The sequence below is a fragment of the Ornatilinea apprima genome, assembly GCF_001306115.1.
Classification (GTDB): domain Bacteria; phylum Chloroflexota; class Anaerolineae; order Anaerolineales; family Anaerolineaceae; genus Ornatilinea; species Ornatilinea apprima.
Window position 1 is genome coordinate 301,916 of the sequence record NZ_LGCL01000016.1, and the last position, 24,440, is coordinate 326,355.

Here is a 24,440-nt window from a genome sequence, read left to right on the forward strand (position 1 = left end):
ATTTGATTTTTTTCAAAAAAAGAGACCCTCAAAAGGATCTCTTAATCTTGATTCACGTCTGATAAAACAACACCATCTTTAACAACCGTTTTTCCCCGCAAGACCACCTGACGAATCCTGCCTTGCATGGCGAGGCCCGCAAAGGGCGTCCAACCGCACTTGGTGTATAAAGGATGGTCTGGAAATTCATAGCGGGAATCGGGATCGATTTCCACCCAGGTTTCGGGTTGGGCTGGCAGGGAAAAGATGCGCCGGGGGGTGAAGTGCATCATTTCCACCAGGCGCTCGTAGCTCAAGCGGCCCTGAGACGCGGCGGTCAACATCAGTGGCAGGGAAGATTCCAGGCCGGGAACGCCAGGCGGAGGATTTTCCCCCTGTTTCTCCTGCAAGGTGTGGGGCGCGTGATCGGTGGCGATGCAGTCGATGGTGGTGTTGATATGCTCCCACAGGGCGTCCACGTCGCGCTGCTCAGCCAGGGTGGGGCGCATATCTCCCAGTCTGCCCAGGCGCGTGGCGTCTTGTTCGGTTAAGAACAGATGGTGCGGCGTAACCTCACAGGTAACCGGCAGCCCCTGCCTTTTCGCGGCGGCGATCAGCTCAATCTCAGCTTTGCGGCTGACATGACAGAAATGAATGGGGCGCGGGGCGGCGTTGAGCAGCCCCAGGGCAGCGGCGATGGATTCTTGCTCGGCGTGGATACAGATCACTTTGTTTTTTGGCCAGCTTTCAAACACCCGGAGCAGGTTTTCCAGGCCGTTGGTCTTCAGAGGACCGTAAGTCTGGTCCATGTACAACTTCAAAGCAGGGGCTTGCTCGCCCAGGCGGGGCAGCTCATTCAAATGCTCAGCAGACGCGCCCGCGTACATAAAAACGTCGCACAGGCTTTGGCGGTTGGCTGTTTCCTGTGCGACGGATAATTGGTCAATTGTAACAATCGGAGGGAAGGTGTTGGGCATGGCCAAAACGGTGGTAATGCCGCCGGCTAATGCCGCTGCGCTGCCGGTGCGGAAGTCTTCTTTGTGCTCACCTCCGGGCACCCGCAAATGAACATGCACGTCAACCATCCCCGGCAATTTCATTTGGCCTGCGCTCCTTTATTCCCGTTTGTTCTGTACCCAAAACTTATAATTTATACCATGAGATTTAAGAATTGGCAAGATTTTTTAGACAATTTTTTAACACCCATCACAGTTTTCTACAAGTCGGGCAAGGATCAACAGAATCTTATCTGGAAGATAATTGGCTCATAAACGAACAAACAGCCGAAAATGTTCGCCAGGTTCACTACAAAAAATGTCAAGCGTGATCCTGTCTACCGCAAAGGGTTTGTGCCGCATATTTGACCCAAATGGGTAGATTGCCGCGTAAGCTTGCTTTATATGACTGTGGTGTAGCATTCGCTGGTGGGCAGGTAAAGGATTGTCGTAGATTGAATCAAATTCTACTTTGAAAAGGTTATCAAGGAACAAATTACTCATCCGCATCCTTGAAGGTATTTATATCAGGTATATAGAAGAAGCCGTCAATCTTGGTCAGCTCTCCGGTTCGTAATAACTTCGCCATAATTTTAGAAATGGTTACCCGCGAACAGCCAATCAAATCTGCCAGCAGTTGATGTGTGATCCGAGTGTTTAATTTCATGCCTTCGTCGGTTGGGATTCCATAATTAAAGCTCAGCCGATATAAATATTTCCGCAATAGCGCTTCTCTATCCAGGAAAGTGATGTCGGTAATGTGCTCTACCAGGAACTCTACAATTTCACAGATATAAGAAAGCCAATCTTGCATATACTGGGGATTGGATGAGACAGTTGCGATAAATTCCGATGGGGTTTTATAGGCCAGAGTACATTTGGTTAGCGTTGTAGCCGATAAGAAATAAGGGCGGTGAGCTGCAGACCATACATCCCCAAAGACACTTCCCTTATTCAATACATACATGGTTTTTTCGTTTCCTTCGGATGTAATGATGGAAAACTTCACCCGCCCACTGACAATGTAATATACCCGGTCAATTGTTTCCCCCTCTTCAATGATGACTGTATTCTTTTTAAATGAAAGTGTAGGGTGCCCTGCGAACAGATCGCCCCATAAACGGCTGTATATGCTGGAGTTTTCAGACATTGGACGGAACCAATAAACAAGACTTTCTTTCTGATTATAGAAAACACAGAAAAAAACTTCGATGTTTTCTACCAATCCAAGTATACTCGAATAATTTCCAATGGCTGTTGCGGAATAAAGGTAAATGGGTCGGAAAAAGGACTGAAGAAACGAGAAAGACTTTGAAAATTTGTAGTCTGGGTTACATAAATATCTTGCCCTAAATGTTATAGTACTGGATAACTTCCGACTGGATAATATTGCCACTTAATTATCCAAAAACCCAATGGCCGAAAAACAATAGAAGGAGAACCAGAAGATAATGAAAAGCATCCGCAAATTCGTCTTTGTGGTGGTTGTCATGACCATGTTGGTTATGGCTGCCTGTACGCCTGCGGCCCCGCAAAACGCGCCCGCAGAACAACCGGTTGATTCGACTGCCCCAACAACCGAAGCCGCCCAGCCTGCCGCAGCAGAACCCGCTGCAGCAGAACCCGCCGCAGAAGAAGCCCCTGCCCGGTCTGGCGGTGTTGTAACGATTGCTCAAGAAGGAGAGCCTGGAAATCTTAACCCGATGGTTTGGGCTACCACTTCCGACACCAACATTACCCACATGATCTTCGATTCGCTCGTGCGCCCCGATGAGCAGTTGATCATTGAAGGTAGTTTGGCGAAAGATTGGACCGTTTCGGAAGACGGAAAGACCTACACATTCAATCTGTATGACAATGTCAAGTGGCATGACGGTGAGCCTTTCACCGCGAACGACGTTGCTTTCACTTTCACGTCCCTGGCAGACCCCCGGTACGACGCGGGTGCCTACAGCCGCGTGGAGCCGATTTTGGGCGCTGCTGATTTCCATAATGGAACCGCCGACAGCGTGGCCGGCATTAAAGTCATTGATGATTATACGGTTGAGTTCACGCTTGCCGAGGCCAACGCTTCCTTCCTGGCGAATATGTTCATCGGTGTTTTACCAGAACATATCCTCAAAGATGTCTCTCCCGCTGATTGGGCGAAGGATGATTTCAACCGCGCCCCCATTGGCACCGGACCGTTCAAATTTGTCAAATGGGAACCCGCCCAGTATATCGAGCTGACTGCCAATATGGATTACTTCAAAGGCGCGCCCAACCTTGATGGAATCATCTACCGCTTTGGCGATCAGAACACCATGCTTGCCGCGTTCATGAACCAGGAAGTGGATATTGTTCCGGTTCCGGTGGCTGAAGTTGAGAACGTCAAAACCCTCGATTTCGCCGAAGTGAAGACTTCCAATGATCTGTCTGTGTACTATATTGGCTTCAACCTGCTCAACGAGCACTTCAAGGATGTCAAAGTTCGCCAGGCGCTGGCTTACGCGGTCAACAAACAATTAATTGTCACCAGCATTTTGGGCGAGTATGGTGAAGTCTGTGAAGACCTGTTCCCGAACGCGCACTGGTCGCATAACCCGAATGTTACGACCTATCCGTATAACCCTGAGCAGGCAATGGCTTTGCTTGAAGAGGCCGGCTATACCAAGAACGCTGCTGGCATTTACGAAAAAGATGGGAAAGAATTGAAATTCACCATCGAGGTTCCCACCGGTAAGAAGGAACGCGAGAAAACTGCCGTAATGCTCAAACAAATGTGGGACGAGATCGGTCTGGGCGTTGAAATTCGTCAGCTGGACTTCCCCACGCTGGTCACAAAACTGCTCCCCAAAGACAAAGAGGGCAAACAGCGTACCGTGACCGCGGAAGATTACGATGCCTACATCCTTGGGTTTGGTGTTGAGGCGGACCCCGACGAATATCGCCCCTACTTCCACAGCGCTTTCATGCCGCCTAACGGATACAATTTTGTCAGCTACAGCGATCCCGAAATGGATGAGTTATTGGTCAACCAGTTGCTGGAAACGGATCAAGATGCCCGCCAGGCGATCTTCTGGGAAATTGGAAAGAAGCTGTCGGATGAACAACCCTGGATTCCGATCTATGGTCAGAAATCTGTCTTTGTCAGCAACACCAAAGTTCAAGGCTTCAATCCCGATTTCCGTGGCGTTACCTTCAACGCGCGCGAATGGAGTATCAGCCAATAGCGTAAGCCTTATTCTTGAGGTTATCGAGGCTTCCCCCGCCTCGATAACCTCTTTTCACTCTTATCGGTAATCGCCTAGTTCAAAGGCTTTATTTTTGCCAATCCTAATCGTTTGCCCAACCTTGATGAGTTAATTAATAATGATTCCTTCCGAAATAAGAAAAGAAGCGTCACATCACCTACAAAATTTGATTCGTGTCAATACAAGCAATCCGCCTGGCAACGAAATGCAGGCCGTCAATTACCTGGCAGCCATTGCCCGCGAGAATGAACTTGATTATGAGGTGTTTGAGACTTTTCCTGGACGCGGGAATATCCTCATCAAATTATTGAGTCATCCATCAGAAAAACCGCCTTTGGTGATGATTTCTCACCTTGATGTCGTTCCCGCGAACCCTGAACAATGGAGTATTGATCCATTTGCTGGTTTGGAGCAAAATGGGATAATTTGGGGTAGGGGGGCCATTGATGCCAAACAATTAACCGTAATGCAGTTGATGGTTCTGTTATTAATCAAACGGCGGAAATTCTCTCCGAATCGAGATATCTATTTATTGGCAACAGCCGATGAAGAGACTGGTAGTCGTTTGGGCATGATGACCATGATTGAACGCGTGCCGCATATATTTCGAAACGCGGATGTGATCAGCGAGGGTGGGGGATTTCCAATATCGGTGGGCAGTAAGGTGTTTTACCTGTGCGAAACAGGGCAGAAGGGGAGCGCCACACTGCGGTTTGCTTTCCCCAAAACGCCGCATTCAAATCCTTATCTTCCCGATAATGATCCAATTCTTGCGTGCAGCCAACTGATTCTTAAACTACGAGACTTCCATTGGCCGGGCAAATTACCTGAGACTACTCATTATCTGATTGATCAGCTAAGCGCGGCATGCAAAATTCCCACTTCTTTAGCCTTGATGGACCGGTTAAACCAAATTGGAAAAACAGTTAGTCCGGCTTTATTGAACTTGCTCACTGCCATGACCCGCAACACGATCACAGCCACCGTTTGGAGTGGTGGTAAACAAAATAGAAATATCAAGTATGCGACTGAATTGCTGGTTGATGTGCGAACTTTACCTGGTGTGGATCGGTCTCAACTGGAATCCGTCATTTCCGATCTCACAACCGAATTACCCGTTGAAGTAGAAATTACCCGGTTTAATCCCGGTTATGAGTCAAGTTTTACAAGCGCCTTGTTTACCTCAATGTCGGATGCGATTAAGAACCGTTTTCCGGCGGCGGATGTTGTGCCGTTTATTGCGACTGGCGCCAGTGATGGCCGTTTTCTGCAAAATTTCAATGCAAATGTCAGTGGATTCTCCCCAGTTCTGATTGAAGATATGACCTTTGAAAAAGCGGTGTCCATGGTTCACGGTGTTGATGAAAGAATTTCTGTCGAATCCTTGTTATTTGGAATCGAAGTGCTCTACGATGCAGTTACCAAAAGCTGCCAGGAGAAAATCTATGTCCAATAGTGAATATCAAGTTGCTCGAGAAAAAATTGAAACCGCCACCAACTATCTTCAGCAGAACCATGTTGATGCGTGGTTGATTTTAACAAGAGAAGGAAGTGATCCGGCCATGCCCCTGATGGTGGGGGTGCGATCCGTCCATGAAGCCGCAATATTTCTAAGAAAAGACGGCGACCATACGGTGTTGTGTTCACAATCAGACCGGGGGAATTATCAAAGCACCGGGTTGTTTCAGAACGTGCAAGTTTATGAAAAAGATTTTGAGGCCAATCTATCTGACGTATTGGCGCAAATGAATCCATCTCGGTTGATGTTGAATTTCTCACAGACAGACCATCTTTCCGATGGACTCTCTCTGGGCCAATACATGATGCTTCAAAAGATCGTAGGGCCTGAAAAATTGGCTTCGATAGAAATATCCAGCGAGAATTTACAAAAACAATTACGTGGAATCAAATCCCCAACGGAGGTCGAGCGGCTTCAAAAAGCGATTGACATCACGATTGAGATTTACGATGAAGTTTTTTCGAAGCTGAAGTGTGGCCTATCCGAAAAAGAAATCTCCAACTTTTTCATTCAAGGGATGAAAAACCGGGGCGTTACCAATGGCATTGGTTCTGCTTATGACCCGCCGATTGTTTGCCTTGTGCGCGCCGGCCTTGCTCACCGCCAACCGGGTGATGCCCGGGTTATTCCTGGTGATATTCTGATCATGGACTTTAGTGTGAAGTATCGTGATTATGTTTCTGACATCGCTCGCACCGTCTATTTTCTTAAAGAGGGTGAAACTCAAGCGCCAGCAGACATCCAACATGCCTTTGAAACAGCGCATCGGGCAATCACAACGGTGATTGATTATATTGGACCAGGAAAAAAGGGCTGGCAGGTTGACCAGGTTGGCCGTCAGGTGATTGAAAATGGGGGTTTTCCAACCGTTCGCCATTCGGTTGGGCACCAGATTGGGCGTAATTGTCATGATGGGGGAGTAACCCTGGGTCCCCGTCGAGCCTATCCCCGGCCCGAGGTTGAGGGTGAGGTTCAGGTTGGTGAATTATACGCAATTGAACCCACCGTGATTCAAGACAATGGGTTACCCTGCATGCTGGTTGAAGAGAATATTCTGATTACAGAATCAGGCGCTCGGATTCTCAGCCGCCGCCAGAATGAACTTGTCCTCATCCCCTTTAACTCGGAGGAATCCTGAAGTGATGGACCTATTTGATGCGGAATGGGAGCAGCAAGGAAAGGAGCTCTTTAGAGATCTAATCCAATTTGACAGCGTCAATCCGCCAGGAAATGAGGCTCCTGTTGCCAATTATCTGGCAAAAAGATTTGCCGAAGCCGGGATTACCTGCCAAATCCTGGAAAAATCAACTGGGCGGTGCAACCTGGTGGCGCGGCTTTCTTCTGAAAGCAAGCGCCCTCCAATTGCCCTGATTTCTCACCTGGATGTTGTCCCAGCCGATTCAGAACAATGGACCTATCCTCCTTTTTCTGCTACTGAGCGTGATGGCTTTATTTGGGGGCGCGGTACTCTGGACACAAAACAATTAACCGCCATGCAAGCGATGGCCTTCCTCGCTCTAAAAAAATATGAACTCAATCGCGATGTAATTTTCGTAGCCAGCGCCGATGAAGAAGCAGGAAGTCATTTTGGCATGGAGTGGTTGGTGAAAGAAATGCCAGATTTACAACATTCCGGGTTGATCATCAGCGAGGGTGGCGGGTTCCCGATTGTCTCCAATGGACGCACCTATATGCTGGTCGCCGCGGGAGAAAAAGGAGTGTGCCAGGTTACTTTACGAGCCGAGGGAGACACCGGCCATGCTTCTTGTCCGCCTCTCAATCAGGCGATTTATCATCTGGCAGAGGCCTTGCGCCGCTTAACGACTCACCATTTTGAAGAAAAATATTCCCAACTTACTCGTCACTTCCTGATTGAGACGGGTCTCAATCCTTGCGAAAAACAGATGGATCGCTCGGTGCTTTCCTCTTTAATGCAGTACCAATTATCAGACACATTAACCATCAATTATTTGCAGGTGGGTGACGCGACCAATGTGATTCCGAAACTCACCGAAGCCCAAATAGAGTTCCGTCTTTTACCGGGGACGAGCCGGGGAGAGATTGAACAATTACTGAATGAAAAGCTGGTTGATTTGCCGGTGCAATGGACGATAACGACTTTTGAGGAGGGGTATGAAAGTGATACCGACTCAGAAATCTTGCGTCTTTTTGAGGAGAATGCGCGGTTATTTGGATTCCAGGGCGACTTGCTTCCATTCTTGGCCCTGGGACGTACGGATGGACGTTTCTTATGCGCCGAAGGCGCATCCATTTTTGGGTTTTCGCCTGTTCTTCTGGATGACAGTTACGAAGAAGCCCTTAAACGTGTTCACAATAACGATGAGCGCATCAGTGATCAATCTTTTCGTTTTGGGCTCAAGGTATTTGTGAAAAGCCTTTTAGACCTGTGCGTTGAAAAGTGAGATAGAAAATGAAATATTCTGTGAACCAAGAAAAAATGGATCAGGCTGCGAACTACTTAGCTCAGCATGGTATTGATGTGTGGATCATTTTAACCAGTGAAGGCAGCGACCCATGTTTGCCGCTGGTTACCGGTGTGCGGACCGTTGGGCCGGGCGCGTTTGTTTTAACCTCAAGCGGCCAGCGCTACGCGCTTTGCAGCAGTATTGATGCGCAAGATATTGAAGAGAGCGGATTATTCACCGAAGTGATAAAATATCGAGAAAATTTAGCCCAACCGCTGCAGGCTCTGGTTGCTCAATATGCGCCGAAGAAAATCGCGCTGAATTATTCGCAACAAGAGCACTTGTGTGATGGGCTGACGGTTGGTCGTTTTCGTTGGCTGCAAGAGACCCTCAAAGACTGCTTCTCTGGAGAATGGGTTTCTTCAGAACTGTTTCTAAAAGATCTTCGCAGCATAAAATCTCCTGAGGAAATTCGGCGTATTCAGAAAGCGGTAGATATTACTCTGGATATTTATGCTGAAGCATTTTCCCAGATCAGACCTGGTTTGACCGAGAAACAAATTGGGCAGCTCTTTGTTCAAGCAATGGAAAAACGAGGCGTTGTAAACGGCCTGGATAAGCAGCTTTCCATGCCAATGGTGCTGAAAGGAAATATCGCTCATCGCGCGCCTTCCGATTGGGCCACTGAGCACGGTGATATGTTGATTATTGATTTCAGCGTGGACTATGAAGGTTATGTGTCGGATATCGCTCGAACAGCTTATTTTTTGAAACCCGGTGAAGTAGAAGCGCCTGCTGAAATGAAGTACGCGTTTGAATCGGCTTATGGCGCTATTAGCCAGGGGTTTGAGGCTTTGAAGCCAGGCAAAGCTGGTTATGAGATCGATCGCGCTGCAAGAGATTATTTGCTCAGCCGGGGAATGCCTGAAATTTCACACGCCACCGGTCACCAGATCGGACGAGAGACCCATGATGGCGGAACTCTCTTAGGTCCTTTATGGGAACGATACGGTGAAGCCCCCCGCGGTCTGATTGCTGAGAATATGGTATTTACTTTGGAGCCGACGATCTTACCTTCTGAGGGCCCTTTTATCCTGGTTGAAGAAAATGTGCTGGTTACCGCAACAGGCGCGAAATACCTCAGCCGCCGGCAGGAAAGTCTAATCCTGATCCAGCCATAAAGCTCTCCAGTTTTGTTGAGAAGGAGAATGACAATCGATGAGATCTTACATCCTTAAGCGTTTATTGCAAGCAATCCCCATTCTGATTGGTATTACCCTGCTGACTTTCATGATCATGCAGCTTGCCCCTGGCAACCCAATGCAGACCATGATCAATCCGCGCATATCTCCTGAAGAACTGGCCCGCGCTGAACAGCGATTAGGGCTGGATAAACCGTTGATTGTGCAGTATTTCAACTGGTTGAATGAAATCTTTAAGGGAAATTTGGGCTATACCGTCAAAACAGGTCAACCTGTCGGAAAACTGATTATGGAACGGCTGCCGGCGACACTGCTGCTGACAGGGACCGCGTTTATCTTATCCTTCATGATCGGAATTCCTTTAGGGGTGTTCTCAGCCACGCATAAATACTCTCCTTCAGATTATGTGCTCACCGTTTTTGCCTTTATCGGAATCTCCATCCCGTCTTTCTTCTTTGGCATCGCTCTGATTTATATTTTGGGGGTCAAGCTTTCGTGGCTGCCTACGTCTGGCATGGTCACCATTAATATGGCCGGAACTGAATTTGAACTATTCATTGATCGGGTGAAGCACCTGATCATGCCTGCTTTTGTGCTGGCGCTGCCTCAAATGGCGACTGTCATGCGTTTCACGCGTTCCAGTATGATCGAAGTCATGACCCATGATTATATCCGCACCGCCCGATCAAAGGGGTTAAGTAATCAAGCTGTCCGTTTCAAACATGCTTTGCGCAATGCGGCCATTCCGGTGATTACCATTTTTGGTCTATCCATTCCATTTTTATTCGGCGGAGCCTATATTACGGAAACCATATTCAACTGGCCCGGCATGGGCCAATTGGGAATTTCCGCGATTACTTCGCGTGAATACCCCGTCATTATGGGGTTGAATCTTTTCACTTCGATGCTGGTGTTGGCGGGCAATCTAATTGCCGATATTTTGTATGCCTTTGTGGACCCGCGCATCCGTTATTCATAACGGCAGTTTTTCAAAGGAATTAATCTATGACGATCGTAAACGCGAATTCAATTCCCCGGCAGCCTGGCGCAAGTGAACTCAGTCAGAGCTATTCAGCGCAGGCCTGGCGGCGGTTCAAAAAGAATAAGCTGGCTTTATTTGGGATGGCTTTCATCATCATTCTAATTGCCGTCTCCATTGCCGCTCCGCTGATCGCTCCTTATGATCCCTACAAATCCATTTCCAATGAGGCCGGCGGCCTGGATATTTACGCCGCGCCTTCTCATAATTTTTTGCTTGGCACCGACAGCCTCGGGCGGGATATCCTTTCACGGATCATCTATGCCGGAAGAATTTCGTTGAGTGTTGGAATCATATCCATTTTGATTTCCACATCCGTGGGCATTTTTCTTGGGTCGCTGGCAGGTTATTTCGGAAAATGGGTTGACTCGGTAATCATGCGTGTAGTAGACGTTGTTTACTGTTTTCCGGTATTGTTTTTGATCATTACCGTTTCAACACTGCTCAAACCTTCCATAGTTAATGTGATGATCATTATTGGGTTGGTCAGCTGGACAAACACAGCCCGTTTGGTGCGCGGCGAGATCCTGCGGGTTCGCGAATATGAATTTGTGCAGGCATCGCGGGCGCTGGGCGCACGCGACAGTTCTATTATCCTTCAACATATTATCCCCAATATCCTTGCTCCCATCTTGGTACAGGCTACCCTGCAAACCGCTCAAGCAATTCTTACGGAAGCGTCTCTGAGTTTTTTGGGGGTTGGCGTTCAACAACCCATTCCCAGTTGGGGTAACATGCTTTACGAAGCCATGTCCATCATGGTGCTGCGTTTTCGACCGTGGGTTTGGGCTCCTCCTGGGTTGGCAATTCTTCTCACCGTTCTAAGTATCAATTTTGTGGGTGATGGGTTGCGCGATGCGCTTGATCCGAAATTAAAAGGAAAAGGTTAACGGATGGAAACCACTCAGAGGATTGAAAAACTTCGCGCATGGTTGTCCGACCAAAATTTGGACGCGGCCTATATCTCTTCGTATGAAAACCGAAGGTATTTTTCTGAATTTACCGGCAGTAATGGTTATCTGATCATCACGCTAGGTGAACTTGTTTTGATTACGGATCAGCGTTATACCCTTCAGGCAACGCAGCAGGCGGTTGGGTACAAAGTCGTAACCCATCTGTTGGATCCGCTTCCGACCATTAAAGAGGCCATCGACTCGCTTTCGATTCGCACACTGGCTTACGAAACCCGCAAATTGACCGATTTTGACACTCGCGGATATCGCTCCGCCTTGCCCCACATTGATTGGGTGCCAATGGAAGATATTGGCAAACAACTACGCGCGGTAAAAGATGCTGGAGAACAGGAAAAATTACGCCAGGCCATTGCGATAGCGGATCGCGCGGTTGCCAGACTTGTGAATATCATCCAGCCCGGCATGACAGAGAAGGAAGTTGCGATTGAGTTGGAATACTGTCTGGCCAAAGAAGGCAGTGAAGGTCCCGCGTTTGGAACCATTGTGGCTTCGGGGGTGCGTGGCTCTCTGCCTCATGGCGGGCCGACGGATAAGCGCATAGAAGCTGGAGAAATGGTTGTGGTCGATTGTGGCGCAATTTTTCAAGGATACCATTCTGACATCACACGCACAATTTGGGTGGGTGAGCCTTCCGACAAAATGGTGGAGATCTACAACATCGTTGCGGACGCGCAAAAACAAGCTTTTTCTGTGATTAAGCCGGGGATCACCGGCGGGGATATAGACCGCGCTCACCGGACCGTCTTTGAGCAGGCTGGTGTTGAACAATACGCCTTGCGCGGCCTGGGTCATGGAGTCGGATTGGAGATTCACGAACAGCCTCGTGTTGTTATTGGCTCACAGGAAATGATGCAACCCGGCATGATCTTTACGGTTGAACCCGGTCTTTATCTGCCTGAGATTGGTGGAGTAAGAATTGAGGATATTGTTTTGGTGACGGAAAACGGATGCGAAGTGCTGACCGCTTGCCCGCAAACCCTGCGCGTTGAAATAGGCGTGGCTTAATGTCAGGAGGTAAAGAATGGAAGACACAATTTTAGAAGTCAAAGATTTACGAACCCATTTCTTCACCGATGAAGGTGTGGCTGCGGCCGTAGATGGTGTTTCTTTCTCATTAAGCCGTGGGAAAACGCTGGGGATCGTGGGTGAATCGGGTTGTGGAAAAAGCGTAACTTCTTTATCGATCCTCCGCCTGGTGGAAGAACCTGCAGGCAAGATTATCGGTGGTGAGATTATTTTCAAAGACCAGGATCTGTTGAAGCTCAGCGAAGAGGAAATGCGGGATATTCGTGGCAATGAAATCTCTATGATTTTTCAAGAGCCAATGACATCTCTCAATCCCGTTTTTACTGTGGGTGACCAGATTGCAGAAGTTTTACGTTTGCACCAGGGATTATCGAAGAATGACGCGATTCAAAAAAGCATTGAAATGCTTCGATTGGTGGGCATCCCCTTACCTGAGCGCCGGGTACAAGAGTATCCTCACCAACTCAGCGGCGGTATGCGCCAACGTGTAATGATTGCGATGGCGCTTTCTTGCAACCCGGCATTGCTGATTGCCGATGAGCCTACCACAGCGCTGGATGTTACCATTCAAGCTCAGATCCTGGAATTGATGAAAGATTTGAAGGATAAGCTTGGCACTGCGATCATGATGATCACACATGATCTCGGTGTGGTAGCCGAAGTTGCGGATGAAGTGATGATCATGTATGCCGGTAAGGTTGTTGAACACGGGCCGGTTCAGGCTGTGTTCTCCAATCCGCTGCACCCCTATACGGAAGGATTGATGAACTCAATTCCAGATATTACTCTGGACCTTGAAGCTCTGGAGACGATCGAAGGCCTGGTTCCCAGCATTTACGCCATGCCAAAAGGATGCCGGTTCCATCCAAGGTGTAAGTATGCCATGGATATTTGTAAAGATACCCAACCTGGATTGGTATCGCATGAAGATCGAAAGGTGCGCTGTTTCCGCTACAGCCCAATCACAGAAGAGGCTGGAAAATGAATACAAATCTAGTCGAAGTAAAAAACCTGAAAAAATATTTTCCGGTAAATCAGACAAATCTGTTCTCTACCCAAAAACAATTTGTAAAGGCCGTGGATGACATCAGTTTCGCCATTCAATCGGGTGAGACAATGGGTTTTGTCGGTGAGTCCGGTTGTGGAAAGTCTACCGTTGGTCGAACTATTTTAAGACTGATCGAGCCTACGGAAGGTCAGGTTTTATTTGAGGGGCAGGATATTCTCAAATTACCTCCGAATGACCTGCGCGAAATGCGGAAAGAGATGCAAATCATTTTTCAAGACCCGTATGCTTCCCTCGATCCAAGGAAAACGGTAAAAGAGATCGTTGGTGAAGCGTTTCATATTCATAAAATCGGATCTTCCAAGGAAATTGAGAGTCAAGTTAAAGAGCTCCTTCTGCTGGTTGGCATGGGGCCAGACCAAATTAACCGCTATCCGCACGAGTTTAGTGGGGGGCAGCGGCAGCGCATTGGAATAGCGCGAGCGCTGGCGCTTCATCCCAAATTTGTGGTGTGTGATGAACCTGTATCGGCGCTGGATGTGTCCATTCAGGCGCAGGTGGTTAACTTGATGAAAGACCTGCAGCAAAAATTGGGCCTCACTTACCTGTTTATTTCGCATGATTTGCGAATCGTGAAGCACATTTGTGATCGAATTAGCGTGATGTATTTGGGCGCCCTGGTTGAAATCGCCGACAAGGCCGATTTGTACAAGAACCCTTTGCACCCCTACACACAGGCATTGCTTTCTGCTATACCCACCACAAACCCGAATGCAAAGCGCCAGCGGATTATTCTGGAAGGGGATGTTCCCAGCCCGATGAATCCGCCCAGCGGCTGCCGCTTCCACACCCGCTGCCCAGAAGCGCAGGAGATATGCAAACTCAAAGCTCCCGAATTGCGGGATCTAGACACAAATCACATGGTCGCCTGCCACATGCGATAAGCGAACATGATTGAGGAAAGGTGAAAGAAGACCAATGAAGATTGATGAAAGCTGGTTAACCTTAAAATCACCAGATTTTGAACCCTATACCCATCTGGATCCGGAAAAGAAATTAATGTTGGTAGGGGCGGATCCTTTCTTTCCTGATCCCTGCATACCGGATCATATTATTGAAGCAACCAAAAAGGCCCTGGACGGGGGGCACACTCATTACGCGTTGGATAACAGCTACGCGGTACCCCCATTAAAAGAAACTCTGGTGAAGAAACTGAAAGTGTTTAATCATCTGGATGTGGACCCTGAAAACGAATTAATCGTGGTTCCCAGCTCGGCTTTTGGTTTATATGCTGGAATCCGGATCTGTGTCCGACCCAACATGGGTGATGAGGTTTTGAACATTGATCCGGGCTTTGCAGAAAATTTCAACGACGTGGTTCAAATTGGCGCGACCAGTGTCAGTGTGCCTGTGTACCCCGAAGATGGTTTTCAAATTCGCCGGGAAGAATTAGAAAAGGCAGTCACACCCAACACTCGCTGCCTGGTGTTAACCCATCCGAATAATCCAACTTCAACGGTTTACAAACGAGAAGTTTTGGAGGACGTTGCTGCATTTCTGGAAGATCATGATTTGATGGTCGTTGTCGACCAGAGCTTTGAACGCAACATCTATGACAATCGCGAATATATCACTTTCGCGACTCTAAAAGGGATGAAAGAGCGCACAATCTCGGTATTCGGCACTTCCAAAGACCTTGGTTTGACCGGTTTCCGTGTCGCGTATATGGTTGCTCCCAAGCAGATTATTGATATTCTCAAAATCGCCACGTTTAATTACGTGGGTCCAACCAATACGTTTGCCCAATATGGCGTTGCGGCGGGTTATCAAGACCCTTCATACGTAGATGAATGGATGAAGGTGTTCAATTATCGTCGCCAATATGGCTACAATTTGCTGAAGCAAATTCCGGGGGTGAAATGCCAGTTGCCAGAAGGAGGATACTTTTTCTGGGTGGATATTCGCGCGTTGGGAACATCTACTGAAGTGCGGGATTTTCTCATCAAGGATGCCAATGTCGGGGTCTCACCAGGGAACTGGTTCGGGAGTCATGGAGAAGGCTATTTGCGAATTATGTTCAGCACCATGAGAGATACCGCAAAATATGAAGAAGCCATGCAGCGGATTCATCAATCCCTGATGAAATTGGCCGAATTAAAAGGTGTTGCTGGGAAATAAAACCCAATGATCTGTCTATAGCAGAAAGTTAGATTGAGCTGTAAAAAATGAATGAACCTCAAATTCTCAAATGGATTTGAGGTTCAGCGTTCTTTGTTAATTTGCGTGTAAGGACTTCTTTAGATTCTTTTCCAGATACATGGCCTGGTCTGCCTGCTTGAAAATCGTGGACAGATTGTGATGCCTATCACCGGTAGCGCTGCCAATTGAGAGATACAGCCACCGGTCAGCCGGTTGTGTTTGGTTATGGATTTCGACCTGGCTTCTCAGGCGGTTTACGGCCTTTTGGGCGGTTTCCTCATCGGCGTCAGGTATGATAATGACAAATTCATCTCCGCCAATGCGGGCGATCATGTCTTCTGGCCGGAAGGAGGTTTTCATGACTTCAGCCGCGCGGCGCAGCAGATCATCGCCTGCGTGGTGACCAAACTGATCATTGATCTTTTTCAGTCCATCAACATCCACCATCAGCAAGCTGACTGGGAAATGGCGGCCCGATTTCAGACGTTCCAATTCTGTTTCAAAGTATTGGCGGTTGTACAATCCGGTGAGAATATCGTGCGTGCTCTGATATTGGAGAGCCATTTCCGCTTGCTTCCGGTCTGTTATATCGGAAAGGAAATTCAAGGTGGCTTGTTCACCTTCCCAATCAATGCGGATTCCGCTCACTTCAGCCCACTTGATCTGGTTGTCTTTGGTTAGAAGGCGAAATTCGTAGCGGGGATCGGTTAGTTCTCCTTTGAGCCGTTTCATGTGATTGGAAAGCACATACTCGTGGTCTTCCGGGTGGACAAAGCGCAGAAATGGTGAGCTGGTCAATTCTCCTATGGAATAACCGGTGATTTGGGACGTGATCGGGTTGCAAAACTTGAGCATGGTTCCTTTCACAACCACGATCATTTCGGTGGCGTTCTCGAAAAGCAAACGGTATTGCTCTTCCGATTGTTGCAGCTTCATCTGAGTCTGCTTTCGATCGGTTATATCGCGCAAAATGATCAGATATCCATTGGCTTTTTGATGGTACCCATGCAATTGTGATAAGCGAACCTCGAAATAGGAAGAAGAGGAGAGCGTGATTTGAATTTCTGCTTGCGTTTCGGGCTGCTCAGCGACTGCAATTCCAAGATGTTGCCAAAATTCCAGGGTGGTTTCAGCGGGTTGGCCAATATGATGGTCATGCAGCCCCAATAAGGTCCGTGCTGCCGGATTCAGGTCAACAATCCTCAAGGCGTCATCCAAGACAATCACCCCATCGTTCATCGACTCTACCAGCTGATCGCGCGCGACCGGAACGATATCCAGCAGGTGCAGGCGGAATAACCCAAAGGCGAAGATGGCTCCACTGATCATAAACATGAATGGGGTAAGATCTAACTGTGGGAACGGGCTGATTTTCAGAATGCCGATGGCGTTGCTCACCCACGGCATCAGCATACCTAATACCATCACCCCGGCCTGGTGGCGAAAAATGTACTTCGTGCGCAAAAACATCCTCACGAATAAGATCAGCGCGATCAGCAGCAGGAGGTAAGAATAGATGGCATTGATCCAGAACCATGGGCCGCCATCCAGAATAGTTCCGGTACTGCGAAGCCCGGCGTAGAAAAGTCCATGATACCGGTCAGTGAAAAGGATCAGCAAGGTGAGCAGCGGTTCTACCGCCAGCAGCAATTTCTTCTGGCGCGTCAGCCATTCAGCGTGGTTGGTTACCTGCAAGGCAAAAATAAAAAATGCGGTTGGCGCTGTTACCACGCCCAGGTATGTGGCGTCGAGCCAGAAATACTGCCAGGTAACGTCTTGCATCAACCAGCGCACAGCATACGGCAGCGCCCAGGCGATCAGCGATGCCATCGCCAGGGTTAAGCCCGCTGCTCCCGGCGCTGTCCGCCGCCGCCAGGCCATGGCAGCCACCAGGGCGGAGATGGCTGATGAGATGATTAATGCAAATGCATAAGACTGATTCATGGAAGAGGTTCGGGCTTGGGATAACAGGTAAAAGGGCGAGTCAAAGCCGGCTTTTGGGATCCATCATTATTAACAGGATAGGTTACTTCACCACCGGCGACAAGAAAAAGGGATGACGATCACCAGAGATGGAGGACATAAAAATGACCTGCATTGAGTATATTCGCATGTTAAACGGTGCACAATAAAAAAAGCATTAATAATTGGACGGAAAAATATTTCCCATAAGGCTCAAGCGGTTGTTTGAGCAAGCAGCGTGTCCATTTCTGTGGATGGACCGAAGAATTCCCGCGAGGCCCGCTGGCAGGCTTGCGCTTCGGGCTGCCTGGAGAGGGAAAGAAACAGGCGCGCCAGGGGGAGATACAGGTTGAGTGCTTCGCCGATGGGGTAGTAGAGCAGAAAAACCCGCCGCGCCGCTTCGGCGATCCAATCCTTTTGGCGAGGGTCGGCTGTTTGGGCGTATTCCAACAACAGGTGGAACGTTTCGCCAAAGATCTGCGGATCATAACCACTGAGCCTCAGGATCGCCAGCAGCTGCTCAAGGGGAAGTTGGGAATAATACGGTTGCAACGCTTTCTTCCACACGAAAAAATCATCCGGACTGGCTGTTTCGAATGTCATGTTGAAAGCCCGGCGAGCGCTCTGTAAAAGGTTTGCTGAAGCCCCAAAGAGAAATGTGGAAAAGACCAGACCTTCATCGCGGTGTTTGGACTGGAATGCTTGCCCGCCGCTTTGCCGGGTGAATGCGGCCAGGGCGTGGTAGTTCACTTTCATCGAGATGGCGCTTCCATGCAGGCTGATCTCAGGTTGATTTAGACCTTGAAGGGCATTGAGCTGGAAGTCCCCTTTATCCGCGGATAGAAAATACATCTTTCCGCGGGAGAGCCAGAGCAGATTTCGCAGGCATTCCAGCGCGCCGATGGGCATGAGCACATAAGAATCGCTGAAAGCGGCCAGGTATTGCCGCAGCAATCGGTTGTACTTCTGATTGTGGTAGTAAGGGGCAGAAATGAAACGCGGGCGAAAGCTGATCTCCAGCGAGGGTAAAATGGAAGGGCCGACAGGGTCGAGGAGCGGTTTGCGGGTTTTCAGGCTGACTAACTCTTCACACAGAATGCCGCCGTGAATGGAAAACACGTCATTGGGCAGACTGTCAAAGAAGTAGTTTCCCAGAACAATCAGGGGGTTGGCAATATCCTGCCGGGTCAGCGTTGTTCCGGATGAAGTCAGGCTGATCTGGTGGTCTGTGAGCGGATTGAAACAGGCCAGCTCCAATTCGCCGGAGCGCAGGAAGGGCTGCAGGGCTGGATGGGTTTTCCAGAAATTCAGATTGCTTTCGGCCAAATCCGTGAGCAGGTAAACAAAACGCGTCCCCTGCGGGAACAGATGCCGGGTTTCTGGCAGAAAGTAGTTCAAAAAATAGAAGGCAAAGCGTCCTGAGCCGCCTCCCAGCTCAAGAATGAAAACCGGCTGTTGCGGAGAGTGGATTGTGAGGTTTTGGAGATAGTCCAGCACCAGGTGGGCATACGCAGCCGCAATGGTGGGATTATTGGTGATGTAGTGCGGGACGTGGCCGCGATTCCAGGCCGTGACGCCGCTTTGCTGGTAGAACGCGGAATGCAGTCGCCAGAGAATCGAGTGCGAAAGGCGTTGATTCTTTTCAATCAACTCCGCATCAATAACCTCATTTTTCTCAAGGCCATTGCCAACCATATTCACTCTGAAGAAAGAAAAGGGAAGCGCCGCGAGGGAGAAGTATAATCCCGGGTTTCGCGCTTGCCAAGAGGGGACTAATGAGGGCAATTGTGGTTATTAAGCCCGTGTCAACCCTAGATTGACAGGCGATTCATACCATGCCCGATACTGTTATGGTATGATAAACACTATATCTTCCTGAATTGCTGGTCCACTTTGACACCTCTTGCTCAGCGTTTTTCTCCCTTTTTCTCCACAACCTTTGCCGCGTTCCGGCACCGAAATTACCGCCTGTGGTTTTACGGCCAGCTGGTATCGCTGGTGGGTACCTGGATGCAAAGCGCCGCGCAGGGATATCTGGTATACGAGCTGACTGGCTCGGCGGCCTATTTGGGGTACGTTGGCTTTGTGTCCGGCTTACCGTCCTGGTTGTTAATCCTATATGGCGGCGTCATCGCTGATCGGGTTTCTCGCCGGACGTTGTTAATCATCACACAGACGGTGATGATGGCGCTGGCATTTGTGCTCGCGGCGCTGGTATTTCTGGGGGTGGTTCAACCCTGGCATATTTTGGTGCTGGCGTTTCTTTTGGGTGTCGCCAACGCGTTTGATGCCCCGGCGCGCCAATCTTTTATTGTTGAATTGGTTGAGCGTGAGGACCTGACCAATGCCATTGCGTTGAACTCAACGATGTTCAACACCGGCGCGATTGTTGGCCCGGCATTCGCGGGGTTGGTATACGCGCTTACAGGGCCGGCCTGGTGTTTTTCGATCAATGGCATTTCATTTATTGCAGTGATTTTCGCCCTGGGATTGATGAAAATGCCCCCCAAACCCGCACCGGTTAACCGCTCTTCGGCCATGCGGGCGATTGTCGAGGGCGTGGGCTATATCCGCTCAGAACCATTGGTATTCACACTGATCCTGACGGTCTTTGTGCTGAATGTCTTTGGATTCGGCCTGATTACCCTGGTTCCGGCCTGGGCGGTTACCATTTTGCATGGAGACGCGACAACCAATGGATTGTTGCTTTCAGCGCGCGGGGTTGGGGCGGTGATCTGTGGATTACTGATCGCGTCGCTGAGCGGCAGCCGCTTCCGCGGTAGAATGTGGAGCATCAACAGTTTCATTCTGCCTCTGGCGCTCGCCGGATTCGCGCTTTCGACATGGCTGCCACTTTCACTGGTTTTTATGGCCGTAACCGGTTTCGCGTTGATCGCGGTTCTGAATAACAGCAACGCGATGGTGCAATCGAGGGTGCCCGATGACCTGCGCGGCCGTGTGATGGGAATCTATTCACTGATGCTGTTGGGCGGCGGTCCGGTGGGTTCGCTGCTGGTGGGAGTGATGGCTGAGCACACCAGTGAGCAGATTGCCGCGTATGCGTGCGCGGGGATACTGTTCCTATTCAGTGTCTGGATCTGGTTCTTCCGCCCAAATGTGCGGCAGATGGGCTAATTCTCCTTTTCTTTTCTGCCTATCGCATCCCAATAGCCCTGATCAAGTTCGCTGTCGGTCAGGTGGCTGTACCGCTGTGTGACGGCGATTGATTTGTGCCTGGCCAACAGTTGGGCGATGCGCAAGTTGTTGGTGGCCTGCAGCACGCGCGTAACAAAATAATGCCGGAATGAATGGGGGGTGATGGTTCCGGCTGCGTCTGCTCCGAGGAATTCTTTGACCCGCTCTGTAACGATGTTGCGCCCGGTATTGGTGTTCATGCCCTTTACCTTTTTCTTTCCCGCGCCTTTATCATGGCGGGTAAATAACGGCAGAGAAGCCAGGGGCCTGCCGGTAGAGCCGTCCAGGTCGGCGCGCGCTTTCAGATAGTCGCGCAGGGCCTCCATGGCGCGCTCCGAAAAGCGCACCACGGCTTGCTGGTCGCCTTTGCCAATCACCACCGCACGATAATCGGTCCAATCCAGGTCACCGCGCCGTAACGCGCAGGCTTCATGCACGCGCAGACCGGTATCGGCCAGGGTGAGTAAAAAGGCGCGGTCGCGTAAATTGCGCAGATGCTCTTCCACATTTTCGCAAGGTTTGCCTTTCAGTTGGTCAATTTTTTCCAACAGTTGGTCAATATCGCTGGCCGGGAACTGTGGCAGGCGCAGGCCGGGGCGGCGGGATCGCTGGCGGATGAGCTGGCGCACGCGCGCCAGGTTGGGTTGGGAAAGGTTCTCGGCCGAAAGGTATTCGTATAGATTACTGGCGGCGGTGAGGTACAGGCGTTCGGTCGCGGGGGCAAAGATTTTCAAGTTCTCAGCAAACCAACTGATCGCGTCTTCGGGCAGGTCCGCGGCGGTTGTTTTTTGCGGGTTGAGCTGGTAGGCTTCCAGGGTTTCACAAAAGCTTTTCAACGCATTCTGATAGGTCAGAAAAGTGCGTTTGCTGCGAGACTGTTCAACCAGGGTCAGATAATTTTGAATGGCGTCTTGCAGAGAGAGGGGAGTGGTCTCGTTCATTATGGCAAACCTGTTTTTTACATGCAAGGTTAATATAACTTATATTATATATAATAATATTAATTATTCTACAACGAAAAGAGAAATCCTCGTATTTTTCTTATGATGTAAACAACAGGCGTTGTTTCAAACAGAGAATTTCTGCCCGATGGCCAAAAGCGCAGACGCATCATGGTATCCCAGATTGTGAACGCGCTGGCGCAGCGCTTCGCCCTGTTCCTGTAACGCCTTCGCGTTGGGCAGGCCTTGCGAACGGGCGATGTAGCGGTCGATGACCTGGTCTAAATCGGCGAGATTGGAGGGTTCGAGAGGGTTGTCGCTTAAATCACAGAGATCATGCAAGGCCAGGTTGGCCAGGGGAAGGTCTTCCAGGAATCCTACAAGCTGCTGGCGGGTAAAGGTGGGATAGTGGGTGATGCCTTGCGCCATATCAATTGCCGCCCACCAGTCATGCAGTAACACATGCGTCTGCTGTGTTTCCGTTTGTCCATCGCGGTACATCTCACATAACAGCAATTGCCCGCCTGGGCGCAGCACGCGCAGCATTTCCAAGAGCGCACGCCGCGGGTGGGGCAGATGGTGAAGTGAGTTGGAAATACAAACGGTGTCGAAGCACACGTCTGGAAAAGCGAGATGGGCGGCATCCATTTGTTGAAAATGGATTTTGGAATGAGACTGGAATTTTTCCGCGAAGGCAGCCGCGCCACCAGAGAGCACATCGACGCCCGTGATTTGCTCGAAGGAACGCAGATTTTGGACCAGAATCTCAATGAATCCGCCTCGCCCGGTGGCCACGTCCAGCACTTGGCCGGCGTCAATTTGCCCCAATATCGTTTGCATGCGCCAGTTTCCTTGAGTGAGGCCCTACTAGAGCTGCCAGAAGATTTTCATGCCGACCATTAATACGAAGAAACAGATAATCGTCAGTAGCCAGCCTACGCGGAAGAAGTCTTGGAAGTGATAGCCGCCGGGCTGGATCACGATCAAATTTACCGGATGTGCCATAGGAGTTAAGAAGGACGCCGAGCAGCCAATTGCGGTGGCGACTGCCACAGCCTGTGGATTGACCCCCATCGAGATCGCGGCGCTGATGGCAATGGGGCCAGAAATGAGCGCGGTTACCTGCCCGCCCATGACCTGCGTTAACAAAGACGTCAGCAAGAATGCGCCCGCCGCGATTCCCATGCCTCCATAGGGTTCAAACAGGAAAAGCATTCCCTGCCCGATCAATTCGGCCATGCCGGTGTTAACCATGGACTGGCTGACAGCGTACATGCCCGCTATCAGAAAAATAGCCTGCCACTCGACCGATTGATAAGCTTCGTCCAATTGAATGACTCGTAAGATAATGCTCAAGATCGCGCCAAAGAAAACACTCAGGTAAACCGGTATACCGGCGATGGAAGCTGAAATTGTGCCCAGCGTAATCAGGATCGAGAGAAAAGCCCGGCGCTTATCGAGCGGCTGGTCACTCAGGTTGGGCTCGATCACGATAAAATCCGCGTTCTGCTTGAGCGCCCGGATCAATGCGTTGGAACCAATGACCAACAGTGAATCGCCGTAGGTGACGGGTATGCTGCCTACATCAGTGCGGTAGCAGCGTTCCCGCCGGTTGAGAGCAATGGCGTTTAAGTTGAACCTCTGGCGGAAACCGATTTCTTTTAATGTTTTCCCTTCAAACTGCGAATGGGGGGCCAGCACCACTTCTGCGAAGTGAATTCCCTGGGGGCTGAGGAATCCATTCTGGCCAATCGGGCGCAAACTGAACCCTTCTTGCTGCATTTCCATGACCTTTTCTTCTCTACCCACAATGAACAACACGCTGTTGGATTCGATGATGTATTTGGCATCCGGCAGAATAAATTCATCGATGCCATTTTTAATGGCCGCAATGGTGACCCCATATTTATGTCCAATACCCGCCTCTGAGATGGTCTTGCCAATCAGTGGAGATCCGGAAAACAGTCTAGCGGTCCAGAGGCGTTCACCAATCCGGTACAATTCCTCCAGTTCACTGCCGGTGTGGCGGGCAAAAAAACTGTTTTGATACGATTCCCGATCGGGCAGTAATTTCTTGCCAAAAAAGAAGAAGAAGGCGATACCCGCGATGGCAATCAGGCCGCCAGTGGGGGTGAAGTCCAGAATATTGAGGGGCTCTTGCGGCGGGTTGGCAATGGTGAGCAAATCGCTCATGATAATGTTAGCTGTGGTGAAGTAGGTGGCCACACCACCCAGCAGGCTTCCGTACGCCACCGGGATGAGCAATTTACTGGGCTTGATTTTTGTGCGCCTGGCGACTTCCAACGCGGATGGCGCCAGCAGCGCGCCAGCCGCCAGATTGTTCATGAACAGCGAAAGAAAGGCGGTAACGGCAGTGAAAAGCGCGATGATGCGCGACTCATTGGTGCCGGTAACGCGGATGAGCTGGCGGGCAATCCAACGGGTAACCCCGCTTTTATCCAACCCACGGGAGATAATGAAGAGAGAAATCAGGGTGATGATTACGGGCTGGCTTAAGCCGGAGATGGCTTTGACGGCCTCCTGGGGAGATCCGGCCGTGCCAAGCATGCCGACTCCAAAAAACTGCAAAAGCCCCAACAGCACCGCCATAGCGAGAGCCGCAATATCCATGCGCAGTCGATTAAGAAAGACCAGGATCAGGGGAATGATCAGAATAACGAGAAGGAGGATTTGGTTGGTTTCCATTGAATCTCTGCGGGTAAGAAGTTTGCTCTCGAAACGTG

Annotated in this window: 19 protein-coding genes; 12 read left to right on the forward strand and 7 right to left on the reverse strand. The window is 49.8% G+C overall.

Translation table 11 applies throughout. From position 1 onward, the window contains the following. Positions 1 to 41: 41 nt before the first annotated feature. Together ADN00_RS06395 and ADN00_RS06405 are read right to left on the reverse strand one after the other, a co-directional pair. Positions 42 to 1,079 (reverse strand): amidohydrolase family protein, encoded by a 1,038-nt coding sequence (locus ADN00_RS06395; RefSeq protein WP_075062119.1) that lies wholly within the window; start codon positions 1,077 to 1,079, stop codon positions 42 to 44. Between the two features lie 391 nt (positions 1,080 to 1,470). Next, entirely contained in the window at positions 1,471 to 2,124 is a 654-nt protein-coding gene (locus ADN00_RS06405; RefSeq protein WP_152966272.1) for a Crp/Fnr family transcriptional regulator, read from the reverse strand. Between the two features lie 301 nt (positions 2,125 to 2,425). On the opposite strand from ADN00_RS06405, the gene ADN00_RS06410 reads away from it, so the two are divergent. The 11 genes from ADN00_RS06410 (at position 2,426) to ADN00_RS06460 (ending at position 15,577) form a co-directional block, all read left to right on the forward strand. Continuing rightward, the gene (locus tag ADN00_RS06410; protein WP_075062122.1) at positions 2,426 to 4,186 is read left to right on the forward strand and encodes a peptide-binding protein; all 1,761 of its coding nucleotides are present in this window, start codon (positions 2,426 to 2,428) and stop codon (positions 4,184 to 4,186) included. A gap of 139 nt (positions 4,187 to 4,325) precedes the next feature. Continuing rightward, positions 4,326 to 5,663 carry a M20/M25/M40 family metallo-hydrolase gene (locus tag ADN00_RS06415; RefSeq protein WP_082389943.1) on the forward strand — a complete coding sequence of 446 codons (1,338 nt, stop codon included), beginning with the start codon at positions 4,326 to 4,328 and terminating at the stop codon, positions 5,661 to 5,663. Next, positions 5,653 to 6,864, forward strand: coding sequence for a M24 family metallopeptidase (locus ADN00_RS06420; RefSeq protein ID WP_075062124.1), 1,212 nt, complete (start codon positions 5,653 to 5,655; stop codon positions 6,862 to 6,864). Before ADN00_RS06415 ends, ADN00_RS06420 begins: the two co-directional genes overlap by 11 nt. A 4-nt stretch (positions 6,865 to 6,868) precedes the next feature. Next, positions 6,869 to 8,149, forward strand: a complete 1,281-nt coding sequence (locus ADN00_RS06425; RefSeq protein ID WP_075062125.1) for a M20/M25/M40 family metallo-hydrolase — start codon at positions 6,869 to 6,871, stop codon at positions 8,147 to 8,149. Between the two features lie 8 nt (positions 8,150 to 8,157). Beyond that, positions 8,158 to 9,333, forward strand: a complete 1,176-nt coding sequence (locus tag ADN00_RS06430; RefSeq protein WP_075062126.1) for a M24 family metallopeptidase — start codon at positions 8,158 to 8,160, stop codon at positions 9,331 to 9,333. A 37-nt stretch (positions 9,334 to 9,370) separates the two neighbouring features. After that, a complete protein-coding gene (locus tag ADN00_RS06435) occupies positions 9,371 to 10,333 on the forward strand; it encodes an ABC transporter permease (RefSeq protein ID WP_075062127.1) in 963 nt (320 codons plus the stop codon). 26 nt (positions 10,334 to 10,359) lie between these two features. Further along, entirely contained in the window at positions 10,360 to 11,283 is a 924-nt protein-coding gene (opp4C, locus tag ADN00_RS06440; RefSeq protein WP_075062128.1) for an oligopeptide ABC transporter permease, read from the forward strand. A 3-nt stretch (positions 11,284 to 11,286) separates the two neighbouring features. Continuing rightward, complete coding sequence (locus ADN00_RS06445; protein WP_075062129.1) at positions 11,287 to 12,372, forward strand: M24 family metallopeptidase; 1,086 nt, start codon at positions 11,287 to 11,289, stop codon at positions 12,370 to 12,372. Positions 12,373 to 12,388: 16 nt separating this feature from the next. After that, complete coding sequence (locus ADN00_RS06450) at positions 12,389 to 13,378, forward strand: ABC transporter ATP-binding protein (protein ID WP_075062130.1); 990 nt, start codon at positions 12,389 to 12,391, stop codon at positions 13,376 to 13,378. Further along, positions 13,375 to 14,343, forward strand: a complete 969-nt coding sequence (locus tag ADN00_RS06455; protein ID WP_075062131.1) for an ABC transporter ATP-binding protein — start codon at positions 13,375 to 13,377, stop codon at positions 14,341 to 14,343. Before ADN00_RS06450 ends, ADN00_RS06455 begins: the two co-directional genes overlap by 4 nt. Positions 14,344 to 14,377: 34 nt before the next feature. Continuing rightward, positions 14,378 to 15,577 carry a pyridoxal phosphate-dependent aminotransferase gene (locus tag ADN00_RS06460; protein ID WP_082389945.1) on the forward strand — a complete coding sequence of 400 codons (1,200 nt, stop codon included), beginning with the start codon at positions 14,378 to 14,380 and terminating at the stop codon, positions 15,575 to 15,577. A 96-nt stretch (positions 15,578 to 15,673) separates the two neighbouring features. On the opposite strand, the gene ADN00_RS06465 is transcribed toward ADN00_RS06460, so the two are convergent. Then, complete coding sequence (locus tag ADN00_RS06465; RefSeq protein ID WP_075062132.1) at positions 15,674 to 17,542, reverse strand: histidine kinase N-terminal 7TM domain-containing diguanylate cyclase; 1,869 nt, start codon at positions 17,540 to 17,542, stop codon at positions 15,674 to 15,676. Positions 17,543 to 17,773: 231 nt separating this feature from the next. Continuing rightward, a complete protein-coding gene (locus tag ADN00_RS06470; protein WP_075062133.1) occupies positions 17,774 to 19,255 on the reverse strand; it encodes a class I SAM-dependent methyltransferase in 1,482 nt (493 codons plus the stop codon). A gap of 198 nt (positions 19,256 to 19,453) precedes the next feature. Here ADN00_RS06470 and ADN00_RS06475 point away from each other — a divergent pair, with 198 nt between their 5' ends. Next, positions 19,454 to 20,695: an MFS transporter gene (locus ADN00_RS06475; protein ID WP_075062134.1), complete on the forward strand. Its 1,242-nt coding sequence runs from the start codon at positions 19,454 to 19,456 to the stop codon at positions 20,693 to 20,695. Here the strand turns inward: ADN00_RS06475 and ADN00_RS06480 are convergent. The 3 genes from ADN00_RS06480 to ADN00_RS06490 form a co-directional block, all read right to left on the reverse strand. Then, positions 20,692 to 21,696, reverse strand: coding sequence for a tyrosine-type recombinase/integrase (locus tag ADN00_RS06480; RefSeq protein ID WP_075062135.1), 1,005 nt, complete (start codon positions 21,694 to 21,696; stop codon positions 20,692 to 20,694). The two genes, ADN00_RS06475 and ADN00_RS06480, sit on opposite strands and share 4 nt — an antisense overlap. Before the next feature lie 126 nt (positions 21,697 to 21,822). Next, a complete protein-coding gene (locus ADN00_RS06485; RefSeq protein WP_075062136.1) occupies positions 21,823 to 22,536 on the reverse strand; it encodes a class I SAM-dependent methyltransferase in 714 nt (237 codons plus the stop codon). A gap of 27 nt (positions 22,537 to 22,563) precedes the next feature. Beyond that, a complete protein-coding gene (locus ADN00_RS06490; RefSeq protein ID WP_075062137.1) occupies positions 22,564 to 24,402 on the reverse strand; it encodes an SLC13 family permease in 1,839 nt (612 codons plus the stop codon). Between the last annotated feature and the right edge of the window lie 38 nt (positions 24,403 to 24,440).